The following is a 13804-nucleotide window of genomic DNA, read 5'->3' as shown; positions in this document are numbered from 1 at the left end:
AAAAAAAGAGACTGTTTACAATCTTACAGTCTCCAAATTAATCAATATTATAAAGTGAAACTATAATTAGTGGGGGGTGTTCACCCCCCACTAATTATTAGCCTTCACCAATCGGGCGTTTACGGGCAGTTGATCTCCCACCTAACTTCTTTGCTCCAGCCGAATTTTGAGGTGGGAGTTTTACTGCCCGTTAATGCGGGGTAAACTTTCTACTTCTGTTGTATTTGTCTTTTCAATATGTTCTACTTTACTTCCCTTATTTCTTGTAGCACGGTAAAACAGTAAGCAAATAATCATAAATGGAATACCACAATACAATGCCATTCTTTGTTCCGGAATAAAAGCCATAGCAACAATTACAGTTAAATTTAATACTAACGCAAGAATTGGAACAAATGGATACAGTGGTGTTTTAAATTTCAAATCCTTAATATCTCCGCCCTGCTTTAAGTATGTCCTTCTAGCTAATAGGTTAGATAAAGCAATAGATGCCCAAACTAATATCGCTCCGAACCCTGCAATTGAAAGAAGCCATAAATAAACTGTATCTTCCGCATAAATACCTGATAGTAATGAGAGACACCCTACAAACGTACTTACAATCAATGCATAAATAGGAACACCGTTTTTAGATAATTTACCAAAAATCGGGCTAATCATTCCTTGATTCGACATCGACCATAGCATACGGGAAGTTGCATATAATCCTGAATTCGCAACCGATAGTACAGCTGTAATAATAACGAAATTTATAATATCAGCCGCATAAGGAATACCAATTTTATCAAATACAACTACGAATGGACTTTCTATCACGCCTGCTTGCTGCCAAGGAAATAGTCCCGCAAGAATAAAAATAGATAGTACAAAGAAAATAAGTATGCGCCAAACTGTATTATTAATTGCCTTCGGGATAGTTTTCTCTGGATTTTCACTCTCACCAGCTGCAATACCAACTAGTTCTGTTCCTTGGAAGGAAAAGTTAACTGCAATCATCGTAATTAAAATAGCTGATAATCCATTTGGAAACAATCCACCATAATCAGTAAAGCTAGAAAACATCGGTGCTGGCTCATTTCCTTTCATATCTAGAAAACCAAACATTGCTGCCCCGCCTAAAATGATAAATGCAATAATTGTAATTACTTTAATACTTGCAAACCAGAATTCAACCTCCGCAAAACTTCTTGAAGATAACGCATTAATAACAAAGAGCAACACTGCAAACACTACACACCAAATCCATGACGGTACATCCGGAAACCATCGTTTCATTAAAATACTAACTGCAATTAATTCAATACCTATCGTAGCCGTCCAGTTTAGCCACGACATCCATCCCACTACATAACCTGCTGCAGGGGAAATGTGCTTTGTAGCATACGTTTGATAAGATCCTGCATCAGGCATCGCAACTGCTAACTCTCCAAGACAGAGCATCGTTAAATACATAACAAATCCACCGACAAGATACGCTACAATCGCTCCTCCAGGTCCAGCTTCATGAATTGTATAACTGGATCCTAAAAAAAGCCCAGTACCAATAACCCCTCCGAGTGCAATCATAAATATGTGCCGACTTTTCAATTCCCTTTTTAATCCTTGGTTTTGATCCATTATATAAATCCCCCCTTTTCACTTTGCAAACCCTTTTAATGTAAGCGTTTTTAAAACCCTTCATAGTAAAAATAATTATTTAAAAGAGCAAAAATACATATTACTACTATTAATCACTACCTGTTATTAAAAGGTCATCCCTCACTGTTATTAATAGTTTTTGATCAGCGATAGCTTGTCCTTCTACCACTTCTAATGATTCGATATAACCACTGATTCCCACTTTAATTTCCACTTGCTGCTTATCTATTGTTTCAATTAACGCTAATTTTTCCCACTCATATACGTAAGAACTTTCAGTAACAAATAATTTCTCTACTTTCCCGTAACAAGGACTATACACGCCTTCTATAACCGTCTTCACTTTATAAATTCCTCCCTCTTATTAATTGGCACTGAAACGTTGCATAACCTATAAAGATTCCTAATCCCCCTACTCTTTAAATTTAGAGATCTCAACTACTATTCATGCAAAATACGTACCAACCTCAACACCTATGTAAAATTGGGATTTCTTACGAAAAAAATCTGCATAACCGCAAAATTTTTCTATCATTTGAAAAGTTTTAAGAGAAAATAGCAAAAAAAATTTTGCGATTTTATAAGAATTTTAATAAAATTATAAAAAGTCAGTCTTCATAGGGTATAACGAGGAGAAGATAATACATGCATACAGAAGAAATCAATTTTAAAAAGATTATTGAAATGAATATGCTATATGAAACTTTACTAAATGAACTAGATATTGGGATTCATATTATTAATGAGGAAAGTAAAACGATTATCTATAACCGCAAAATGATGGACATTGAATCAATGGATCGTTCTGATGTGCTAGACAAAAATCCTTTAGAAGTATTTGCATTTGAAGAAAATAAAAATAGTACTCTTATAGAAGCATTAAAACTTGGAAAAACAAACAAAAATATAAAACAAACGTATTTTAACAATAAAGGACAAGAGATTACGACGATTAACGATACTTTTCCTATAATAGAAAATGGAAAAATTAAAGGCGCTATTGAAATTTCAAAAGAGATTAGTCATTTAAAGCAAACAATGAAAACGAACCTTTCTCGCAAACAAAATACTAAGTTTACCTTTGATCACATAATTGGTGATTCTAGAGCTATTCAATCGGTCATTGCAGAGGCAAAGAGAGTAATACGTACATCCTCCTCCATACTTATCATTGGAGAAACAGGGACCGGTAAAGAGCTATTTGCGCAAAGCATCCATAATGAAAGCCAGCGTTCAACAAAACCATTTATTTCGCAAAACTGTGCCGCTATACCAGAAACCTTAATGGAAAGTCTACTATTTGGTACAAATCGAGGTGCTTTTACAGGAGCAATAGATAAACCTGGTTTATTTGAAGAAGCAAACGGCGGGACTTTGTTATTAGATGAGATCAACTCATTAAGTCCAACACTTCAAGCTAAATTGCTGCGGGCTATACAAGAAAAAACAATACGAAGAATCGGAGGCACACAAGAAAAAGAAATTGATGTTCGTATTATAGCAACTATTAATGAAGATCCTCTTGAAGCCATAGCACACAATCGATTAAGACAAGACTTATATTACCGATTAAGCGTTGTTACTTTATGTCTTCCGCCTTTACGGGAACGAAAAGAAGACATTGCATATCTTGTTCAACACTTTATTGAAAAATACAATATCCAATTTGATCTTAGCGTAAAAGATGTAGATTTAAACGTAAATAACTTTTTCTATAAATACGATTGGCCTGGTAATGTGAGAGAACTAGAACATATAATTGAAGGCTCCATGAACTTAATAGAAGATGAAGATATCATTACAGCTTTCCATATGCCAACGCACTTTCGCGAACTAGCAAAAAAGGAACTCAATATGCAGACTCCGCTAACTAGTCACAATACTGATACGCCACAAAATTTAAAACGTATAATCGAAGAAATGGAAAAGAAATATATCCATCAAATTCTTAAAGAAAATAAAGGTAATATCTCACAAGCCGCAAAGTTTTTAGGATTGAGCAGACAAAACTTACAATATCGAATTAAAAAATTGCATTTACACATATGAAATAAAGTGAAACTTTGATCAGTGGGGGTTTTGTCCATCCCCCACTGATTATTAGCCCACACCAATTGGGCGTTTACGGGCAGCACGACTCCCACCTAACTCCCTCGCATTCGCCGAATTTTGATGTGGGCGTCTTACTGCCCGCAAATAGCGGGATGAATATTTCTCCAAGTGTAAGTACCCATTTGGGAAAATATGTTATAATATACATGCAACATGCTAGAAAGGGGCTATATATATGAGTAATGATAAAAAATTAAAGTTACTACACTATTTAGGTCTTTTCCCTACCATTCTATGTATAATGCTATTCATTGATATGAGCAGCTTTCCTCATGCAAAGCTATTAGGCATAATTAGTGGCTCCTTTGCAGCTATTATGCTTGCTGCTTTTTGGAATTTGAAGCTACTTATGAAGAAAGAAAAATCTTCTTAATTTCAAAGTGCAAAAAAATCGAGCCTGATCAGCTCGATTTTTTTACTTATTATTAAAATTTAACATTCTCCAAGTACAACCCGCTCGCCTCAGCAAGACAATTAATTTGATTACGTTGTTTTTCCTCTAAAATGTTTGGAATTGCGTCCGCCTCTAATTGTCCTAATCCAACTTCAATTAATGCTCCAACAATTTTTCGCACCATGTTATGAAGGAATCCGTTACCACTTACTCTAATTTGTACAAATCCTGATTCTTCGAAAACATCAAGTGTATACACTTCTCGAACCATAGATTTTTTCTTAGACTTTGCATTTGAAAAAGCAGTGAAGTCATGTGAACCAATTAAATGTTTCGCAGCTTCTTTCATGCTTTTCACATTTAATTGTTTATTCACATGCATGCTGTATTTACGCATAAATGGGTTCGTATGCTCTTCATTCCAAATTTTATACAGATATGTTTTTGCTTTAGAATTGTAACGAGCATGGAAACGATCTGGTACTTCTTCTACACTCGTAATACTAATATCATTTGGTAAATATTGATTTAAATACTTTTTCACTTTATGTTCTACTAACTTCTCATCACTTTGAAAGTTAGCTACTTGATTCAAAGCGTGTACACCAGCATCCGTTCTACTACAGCCGATAATTTCAGTTTCTTTTCCGACCATTTCAGATATTATACTTTCGATTTTCCCCTGAATCGTATTGTCATTATTCCCAAGACGTTGCCACCCTTTATAACGCGCACCGTCATATTGAATCGTCAATTTATAATTGTTCATCGTATTCTCCTTACTTCCATTCGCTAAATAAAATATACCCTCACATAACTCCTGCTTTGTGAGGGACATATCCTTATTGAATGTTACTTTCTAACAAGTTTCACTACATTTTCTACATGAGCTGTATGCGGGAACATATCAACTGGTTGCACATACTCCACTTCATAACTCTTCATTAATGTTTGTACATCACGTGCTAATGAAGATGGATTACAAGACACGTAAACAACTTGTTTCGGTTTCACTTTTAAAATCGTTTCAAGTAATTTATCATCGCAACCTGTACGCGGTGGATCGACAACAATGACATCTGGACTCCAGCCTTCTTTCACCCATTTCGGTAACCATTGTTCCGCTTTACCAGCTTCATACTTTGCATTTGTGAATCCGTGGCGTTTTGCATTTTTCTTTGCATCTTCAATCGCTTCTGGAATTACATCCATACCACGTACTTCCGCTGCATCATTCGCAAGCCAAAGTCCAATCGTACCGACACCGCAATACGCATCCACAATCTTCTCGTTTCCTGTTAAAGCAGCTGCTTTTTTCGCTTCATCGTATAAAACAACCGTTTGTTCTGGATTTAATTGGAAGAATGCGCGTGCTGATAATTCAAATGATAAATCACCTAGTGTTTCTTGAATTACTTCTTTTCCAGCTAATTTAAATGTTTTATCACCGAAAATAACAGACGTTTTACGCCAGTTTACGTTTTGCATAATTGATTTAACACTTGGCATTTGTTTTTGTACTTCTGCGATAAATTGATCTTTATTTGGTAATTCTTCTTTTGTTGTAATAAGTGTGACTTGCACTTCCCCTGTTTGAACTGCAGTACGTGTCACAATTGTGCGTACTAAACCTTTTTGTTTTTTCTCATTGTAAATAGAAACATTTAATTTTTCTAATATACGTCTTACAACTTTTGTCGCTTCATTCGTTGCTTTATGCTGAATCATGCAATGAGAAATATCAATTAACTGATGTGAGTTTTGCTTATATAACCCTGTAATAACCTTTTCGTCTTTACGCCCCACTTGCAATTGACTTTTATTACGATAATGCCATGGATTTTCCATACCAAGCGTTGGGCGAATTTTCTCTTCTAGACTGTCATTCATATACTTCTCGAATGCTTGTACAACGATATCACGCTTTTGATTTAATTGTTCTTTATAATCTAAGTGCTGCAATTGGCAGCCACCACACTCCTCATATACTGAACATGGTGCTTTCACACGATGTGGTGATGATTTACGAACTTTTTTCACTTTCGCTTCAGCGAAGCCACGCTGAATTTTCGTTGCTTCAGCAACAACTTCTTCTCCTGGTAATGCCCCTGGAATGAAAACAACTTGTCTCTTAAAATAACCAACGCCTTCTCCGTTAATCCCAAGACGTTTAATTGTCACAGGAAACGTTTGACCAACTTCCAACTTACTCTCTTGTTGCTCTTGTATCATTATTACACCTCTACTCTATACTTTTCCATAAATATAACGCTGCATAACTGCAATATGGTTCACACTCTTGTTTCACTTTTTCTAAAAATGCATCATCAGGCTTATTATCTAATTGAAATACACCTTGAAGTGCACGCCTAATCCCGATATCTGCTTCTGGAAACATGTTTTTCCGGCCAAGCCCAAACATTAAAAAGTTTTGCACTGTCCATGCTCCAATACCCCTTATTGGTAACAATTGTGCCGATACTTCTTCTTCTGTTTCGTTTTCTATCCTTGCTAAATCTAATTTACCGTCTGCAATATGTTTTGCTAATCCTACTATATATTCGGCTTTTCGCTGACTAAACTTCTGCTCTCTCAATTCCTCTATTGAAATATTCGCTACTCTTTCTGGTGTTGGGAAAAAGAAAACGCCGTTCTTCTCTGTCCCATATCGTTTTACAAATTGATCTGTTAGCACCGTAGCAAATTTCAAATTTATTTGTTGATGAATAATACAACGAAGAAGACAAGCGAAATAATCAAACTCTAATATAATTGGAGTATAAGCATATGTTTCAAACAGTGGACGTAATGATGTGTTTAAAAAATGATCTTGTATATTTTGAAACGGTTCATTCCAGTGAAAAATGGACCTCATTCGTTTCATTACTTTCTCTTGATCTCCTGCCTGACTAGAAATCCAAAACTGTGGATTTTGAACAGTACCAATCCCTTGCAAACGAACAACAATTTGTTCTTCGTCTATAAAAAGCGGGACATAAATTACTTTCTCGTCTAATTGAATGACGTTTAACGGGTCGAAAGCTAAACGCTTTAGCACTTCTTCAAAATGGTACGGATATTCTAACGTAACATGTTCGCTCCACATACGTTTCCCCATCCTTTTTACACATCATTATAGCATGAGAAAACCGCAAGCATACATGCTTACGGTTGATTGCTTTTTACTAAATCATCTAGGCTTTTAAAATGATACCCTTTCTCGCGCAAATCATCAATGATTTTCGCAAGTGCTTCTGCATTATCTTTTGATATTGCATGAAGTAACAAAACAGATCCTGGATGAATCATAGTCATTACATTATTATGAGCGTATTGCCATCCTCTTTGCTGATCTACTTTCCAATCAAGAAATGCAAGCGACCAAAACACGTTATGATATCCCATTTCTTTCGTAAGAGCTAACGTTCTTTCGCTAAATACACCTCGCGGAGGGCGTACATATTTCACTTCTTTTTGCCCCGTTACTTTTTTAATCTCTTCCGTTACGCTCGTTAATTCTTCACGAAGTTTTGCATCATTTACTGTTGTAAAATCTGGATGACTCCAAGAATGATTACCAATAATATGTCCTTCATTTTTCATTCTTAATAATAAATCTTTTTGTGTTTTTATATAATGTCCCGTCACAAAGAAAGTTGCTGGTACTTTTTTCTCCTTTAATACATCTAAAATCTTTCCTGTGTATCCATTTTCGTATCCATTATCAAATGTTAAATAAATATCTTTTTTCTTCGTATCTCCTAAATAAAACCCACCATTTTTTTGTAGTAATTCTGTATATAGTTTCCCTGCATCTGGCACCGTTTCATTTTTAGGACGTGGGATTCCCCAGTTATGTGGTGTATTCGTATAAGCAAATGTTGAAACTGGAACAAGTGCCATCATAATTGAAAAAATGAGACCTATATATAACCATTTATATTTCATAAATAGTCTCCTTTCCATATATAATCGTACCTGTAGTTTCTGTTTCCCTGCTTTCTTTCATGCTGAACATGTTTTTCTATATATACCAAAAAATGCACCTCGAATAATTCGAGATGCATTTCTCTTTACTTAAATACAGGTTCTTTAAAGCTCGCCAATTTTTCAAGTGATGTTTTATCAACATCAGCATGTAGACTTTTACCATGAGAATCCATCGTTACAACTGCTTTAAAACCATCGATACGTAAATGCCACATTGCCTCTGGGATACCGAATTGTAAGAAATCAACATCTTTCACTTCTTTAATACATTCAGCATAATATTGTGCTGCACCACCAATTGCATTTAAGTACACACCACCGTGTTCTTCTAAAGCTGCTAATGTTTTAACACCCATACCGCCTTTACCAATCACAGCACGAATACCGAACTTTTTCATAATATCGCCTTGATATGGCTCTTCACGAATGCTTGTCGTTGGACCTGCCGCTTTAATTTGCCAATTGTCATTCTCATCTTTCACTACAACTGGACCGCAGTGATAAATAATTTGTCCCTTTAAATCTACTGGACAATCGTTATCCATTAAATGTTTATGAATCGCATCACGTCCTGTATACATCATGCCGTTAATTGTAACAACATCACCAACACGAAGTTCACGAATTTGCTCTTCTGTAATTGGAGCTTGTAATACGATTTCACGCTGCTCTGTTTGTTCTTGCGCAGCATCTTGCTGAAGTGTATCTTCACCTTCCTGGTACAACCAATCCATAATTTCACCTGTTTCAGGATGAATTGTTACACCAAGACGACGATATGCCCAACAATTATATGCAACAGATACGTAGAAGCTCGCTGGCAAACGATTATATACTCCAACTTTGCAACCTAATAAAGTTGTTTCTCCGCCAAATCCCATCGTACCAATGCCAAGCTTATTTGCATTCTCTAATACGTACTCTTCAAGCTTTTGTAATTCTGGAATTGAATTTACATCATCTAATGTACGGAATAATTGATTTTTTGCTAATTCGTAACCTGATGTGCGGTCTCCCCCGATACCGACGCCGATTACCCCAGCGCTACACCCTTGCCCTTGCGCTTGATATACTGCATGAAGAAGGCATTTACGAATTCCTTCTAAATCACGCCCAGCTCGTCCAAGTCCTTCTATTTCACAAGGCAAGCTATATTGAATATTTTTGTTCTCACAGCCCCCGCCCTTTAAAATTAAACGTGCATCAATGTAATCTTTTTCCCATTGTTCAAACTTAATAACAGGTGTACCTGGTCCTAAATTATTTCCGCTATTGTCTCCAAAAAGAGAATCAACAGAGTTTGGACGAAGTTTACCATCTTTTGTCGCCCGCTCAAGCGCACTATAGATAGCTTCCTTCAGTTTTAATTGATTCACACCAACTGGTGTATAAATTTTAAACGTTGGCATCCCTGTATCTTGGCAAATTGGCGAGATATTATCATCTGCCATTTTAATATTATTCGTAATTGTGCCAAGTGCCATCGCCGAACGAGTTCCTGCATTTTCTCGTTCTTTCGCTTGTTGAATTGCGCGACGAACATCTTTCGGTAAGTTCGTTGACGTTTCAACAATTAGTTGATACATGCTTTCTTGAAGCTTTTCCATTGTTACTTCCCCCTCAATTGTGAACGCTACCAAAACGTTATGAAATGAAAATTCCATTGTTATACTCTTCAGCTGTTTATTTATCCCGCTATTTGCGGGCAGTAAGACTCCCACCTCAAAATTCAGGTGGAGCAAAGAAGTTAGGTGGGAGATCAACTGCCCGTAAACGCCCGATTGGTGAAGGCTAATACTCAGTGGGGAATGACCCCCACTGAGTAAAGTTTCACTTTATTTCACGCCATTAAAGGTTAAATGAAATTTTTCACAACTTGATTATACCTTTTTTTCTATATTCCTTCTATTATCCGTACAGAAAAAGGCTGCCAATTTTGTAGTGGCAGCCTTTTTAATATATTATTCGTCTTTTTTAAATTGCTCACATTTCAGTTCTAATTCATCTAACATTGCAAGAAGACGATCTACATCTTCCAATTCTACCTCTTCTGGTTCAATCGTATCAATTACTTCAATGAACATATTTAAACGTTTTTTCAAATATACTAGTTGTGAATCTTTATCTTGAATTGCTTTTCCCATGAAGGCACTCTCCTTTTAATTCGAGTTGCTTTTATTATACCGCAAAAATGATGGATATGGGCATGTAATTTCATCAAATTTGTCGCAGTAATTCATTATAATGTAAGCCCTCTCTCTTTTTTCACAAAAAAGTTTCACTTTATAAAAAGCACATATTCTTCTATTATAGAGAATGGACAAATTGTTATTTCAATAGTCAAAGGAGTATTTCATATGACGATATCACAAATAATGAAGCCGATTACTCCTTCTTACGATCCATGGGAAGCGTATATGGACCTTGAAGAGTACGGCAAACTACTATTAACAAACGTTGAGTTTACAACGACGACGTTATGCAATATGCGTTGCGAGCATTGCGCTGTTGGTTACACATTACAGCCGAAAGATCCAAATCCGCTTCCGATGGAGCTTTTATTAAAACGATTAGATGAGATTCCTTATCTACGTTCTTTAAGTATTACAGGCGGAGAACCTATGCTTTCAAAAAAATCCGTCGACAACTATGTAACACCACTCTTAAAATACGCCCATGAACGAGGCGTTCGCACTCAAATCAACTCAAACTTAACTATAGATTTAGCACGTTACGAACAAATTATTCCCTACTTAGATGTATTGCACATTTCACATAACTGGGGAACAATCGATGACTTCGTTGAAGGTGGATTTGCAATGATGGAGCGTAAACCTACTTATGAACAGCGCGCTAAATTATTTGAAAGAATGATTACAAATAGTAAGGCTCTATCAGAGGCAGGTGTACTCGTATCAGCCGAAACTATGTTAAACAAACGAACTCTACCACATATTGAACATATTCACCATCAAATCGTTGAAGAAATGGGCTGTAAACGTCATGAAGTGCACCCGATGTATCCGAGTGACTTCGCTAGCACACTTGAAATTTTAACAAAAGAAGAAATTCGAAATGCAATTGAACATTTATTAGAGATCCGTGATGAAAATGTATGGATGTTATTTGGAACATTACCTTTCTATGCATGTAGTGATGATGAACGTGATTTATACACATTGAAGAGATTACATGAAAGTAAAAATGTAACTGTCCGCAATGATCCCGATGGTCGTTCTCGTTTGAACGTAAATATTTTCGATGGAAATATTATCGTGACCGATTTCGGTGATGTCCCGCTTCTAGGTAATGTACAAACAAATACACTACAAGAAGCTTACGACAAATGGTGTGACTCAAAAACAGCAAAATCATTAAGTTGCCATTGTCCTGCCGTGAAATGCCTTGGACCAAATGTTCTTGTAAAAAATAGCTACTATCCAAAAGAAGATTTCTTATCAAAAACATCAAACATTATGTTATAAAGTGAAACTTTAATCAGTGGGGGTTTTATTCATCCCCCACCGATTATTAGCCTTCACCATTCGGGCGTTTACAGGCAGCAGGGCTCCCACCTAACTTCTTTGCTCCAACCGAATTTTGAGGTGGGAGTTTTACTGTCCGGCAAATAGCGGGATAAATAAAAAACGTCAGCTTATAGGCTGACGTTTTTTATTTCATTGTGAATGTGATGAAGAAACAAATTTAAAAAATAAATGATCATGAATTGGAATAGCAGCTCCGATTCCTTGAGATGTAATATTTTTCACGACAAGCCTTTTTTGATTCCCTTTTAACACAAGGTAGACTTCTCCAAATGTTACTTTTCCTTTTTCATTTACTGCTGGTGTATACGCATATAAATATCCAAGTTGACTTGGACTAATATTATAAACACGCTCATGTCCGGTACCATAACCAATGGTTGTTTTAAATGAAAGTGGCAATTGTACTTTTTCAAGCGCTTTTAGAAGCATCATTTTTTTCACATCTGTAGCATCTTTCATATCTGCTGTTAAATCACCTTCGATTGTCTTTTGGGTTTCTTGCTTATAGCGAAGTGGGTATAAGCGATCACCTCCGCGATTATCATATACATTCCGATTTACTTGCTTATATTCCCAATTAATCGATGTGTCTATTGACTCATAATTTAATGCCCATTGACCTAAATAAATTTTCGCCCGGTATCCTACCGCAAGCGGTGCATTCGAAATTGTTGTTTCATTAAACATTCGAATTAAATCAGGGTTTTCAATTTTTATATTTGCTGTTTTCAATAATTCTTGCGCAAACTTACTTGGCTGTAAACGCGGTAAATCTTGTGCGTCATTTGGAAATGTATTATCTTTTGAAATATTTAAAACAGATGAAGGCATTTTTACTTCTACCGGTGTCTTTGCAAAACTACTGTTAGGAAATAATAAAATAAACGAGACCATGGTTGAAAGACATATGCTGTATACTCGTTTCACCTGTCTGGCTCCTTCCTACATAAAGGTATATAAATCTGTATTTATTGTTTTCCCTCTGAAGCATTGTTATCCCTATTTTTCATAATAAATAAAAACCAATTCCCATAATGACATACGCCGCTAATAAAGTGCCTCCTTCAAACCAGTTTGTATCCCCATCATTTGAAATCGCAATGGTTAAGAAAACAGCTGTAATCATAGAAACAAGTTCAGGTATTGTAAATACTAAAGGCATCTTTTGTGCAAAAAGCATCGAAAGAAGTACTAACACAGGAGCAACAAACATAGCGATTTGTAATGTAGAACCTACTGCAATTTCTACTGCGATATTCACTTTATTTTTATATGCCATAATAATCGCAGATGCATGTTCTGCTGCATTACCAACAATTGCAACGATAATAACCCCTATAAATAACTCTGACCAGCCAAACGACTTTGCGACCGTTTCAAAAGTATGTACGAGTGCCTCTGACACATAAGCAACTGCAAGTGTTGCTATCGCTAAAACGAGTAGCGCTTTACCTTTGGACCACTCTGGCTCTTCCTCATGTGCTACTTCATCACTTTTATGTTGATATACACCACGGTGCGTAACTAACTTAAATAGCAATGCAGCAAGGTACATAATAATCATGATAATAGAAACACCAATACTTAATTGATACGTCTTTCCAGCATCCATCTTCATTGAAAAAATCTCCGGAATAACAAAGGCTACGACAACAGCAAATATTAATAAAGCTGAATTATGTCTTGCATCATAAACATTGAAACTTTGCCTTTTATACTTAAGGCCACCTATAAAGAAGGATAGCCCTCCTACCAGTAATAAGTTTCCAAGTACAGAACCAGTTAAGGAAGCTAAAACAACTTCTGTTAATCCTGCCTGAAGTGCAAAAATTGAAATGATAAGTTCAACGGCATTACCGAAAGTGGCATTTAATAAACCACCTATCCGAGGCCCAGAAACGATTGCTAAACTTTCTGTCGCCCTCCCCATAAAACCAGCTAATGCAATAATAGTAATGCAGTATACAGCAAACATAATGGTTTGTGGCCAATGAAGTGTTTTTCCGATTACAGAAAGTGGTACACCTATAAGCGCTACTGTAAGAAATATTTTATTAAACATGCTTTTCATCCTTCCATCGTATGTATTTCTCCTCGATATTATTATTATTCATCTCCTAAC

At 36.1% G+C, this 13804-nt stretch carries 13 protein-coding genes; 3 read left to right on the top strand and 10 right to left on the bottom strand.

From position 1 onward, the window contains the following. Positions 1-180: 180 nt before the first annotated feature. Complete coding sequence (locus tag AC1DTM_RS00210; protein WP_033714561.1) at positions 181-1620, bottom strand: amino acid permease; 1440 nt, start codon at positions 1618-1620, stop codon at positions 181-183. Between the two features lie 106 nt (positions 1621-1726). After that, entirely contained in the window at positions 1727-1981 is a 255-nt protein-coding gene (locus AC1DTM_RS00205) for a biotin/lipoyl attachment domain-containing protein (protein WP_002010281.1), read from the bottom strand. A 302-nt stretch (positions 1982-2283) separates the two neighbouring features. Here AC1DTM_RS00205 and AC1DTM_RS00200 point away from each other — a divergent pair, with 302 nt between their 5' ends. Both AC1DTM_RS00200 and AC1DTM_RS00195 read left to right on the top strand, forming a co-directional pair. Beyond that, positions 2284-3687, top strand: a complete 1404-nt coding sequence (locus AC1DTM_RS00200; RefSeq protein WP_002159400.1) for a sigma-54 interaction domain-containing protein — start codon at positions 2284-2286, stop codon at positions 3685-3687. 238 nt (positions 3688-3925) lie between these two features. Further along, positions 3926-4123 (top strand): hypothetical protein, encoded by a 198-nt coding sequence (locus tag AC1DTM_RS00195; RefSeq protein ID WP_016103456.1) that lies wholly within the window; start codon positions 3926-3928, stop codon positions 4121-4123. A gap of 52 nt (positions 4124-4175) precedes the next feature. On the opposite strand, the gene truA is transcribed toward AC1DTM_RS00195, so the two are convergent. From truA to AC1DTM_RS00165, 6 genes are all read right to left on the bottom strand, one after another. Further along, on the bottom strand, positions 4176-4913 hold the full coding sequence (gene truA / locus AC1DTM_RS00190; RefSeq protein ID WP_002113777.1) for a tRNA pseudouridine(38-40) synthase TruA: 738 nt from the start codon (positions 4911-4913) through the stop codon (positions 4176-4178). Between the two features lie 83 nt (positions 4914-4996). Further along, entirely contained in the window at positions 4997-6376 is a 1380-nt protein-coding gene (gene rlmD, locus AC1DTM_RS00185; RefSeq protein ID WP_016103455.1) for a 23S rRNA (uracil(1939)-C(5))-methyltransferase RlmD, read from the bottom strand. Positions 6377-6386: 10 nt separating this feature from the next. Then, a complete protein-coding gene (locus tag AC1DTM_RS00180; protein ID WP_002113774.1) occupies positions 6387-7250 on the bottom strand; it encodes a DNA-3-methyladenine glycosylase family protein in 864 nt (287 codons plus the stop codon). A gap of 59 nt (positions 7251-7309) precedes the next feature. Beyond that, the gene (gene pdaA / locus AC1DTM_RS00175; protein ID WP_002201873.1) at positions 7310-8092 is read right to left on the bottom strand and encodes a delta-lactam-biosynthetic de-N-acetylase; all 783 of its coding nucleotides are present in this window, start codon (positions 8090-8092) and stop codon (positions 7310-7312) included. A gap of 125 nt (positions 8093-8217) precedes the next feature. After that, positions 8218-9741: a class I fumarate hydratase gene (gene fumA / locus AC1DTM_RS00170; protein WP_195743203.1), complete on the bottom strand. Its 1524-nt coding sequence runs from the start codon at positions 9739-9741 to the stop codon at positions 8218-8220. Between the two features lie 354 nt (positions 9742-10095). Then, entirely contained in the window at positions 10096-10278 is a 183-nt protein-coding gene (locus AC1DTM_RS00165; RefSeq protein WP_002091170.1) for an SE1561 family protein, read from the bottom strand. A 213-nt stretch (positions 10279-10491) separates the two neighbouring features. Here AC1DTM_RS00165 and yfkAB point away from each other — a divergent pair, with 213 nt between their 5' ends. Next, positions 10492-11619, top strand: coding sequence for a radical SAM/CxCxxxxC motif protein YfkAB (gene yfkAB / locus AC1DTM_RS00160; RefSeq protein ID WP_016103453.1), 1128 nt, complete (start codon positions 10492-10494; stop codon positions 11617-11619). A gap of 192 nt (positions 11620-11811) precedes the next feature. Here the strand turns inward: yfkAB and AC1DTM_RS00155 are convergent, their stop codons facing one another. Together AC1DTM_RS00155 and cax are read right to left on the bottom strand one after the other, a co-directional pair. Continuing rightward, a complete protein-coding gene (locus tag AC1DTM_RS00155) occupies positions 11812-12609 on the bottom strand; it encodes a YfkD famly protein (RefSeq protein WP_016103452.1) in 798 nt (265 codons plus the stop codon). A gap of 79 nt (positions 12610-12688) precedes the next feature. Next, positions 12689-13744, bottom strand: coding sequence for a calcium/proton exchanger (gene cax / locus AC1DTM_RS00150; protein ID WP_002159406.1), 1056 nt, complete (start codon positions 13742-13744; stop codon positions 12689-12691). Positions 13745-13804 lie beyond the last annotated feature (60 nt).

It is taken from the genome of Bacillus sp. P4_D3 (genome assembly GCF_056401855.1).
This window is presented reverse-complemented; position numbering and strand designations above follow the sequence as displayed.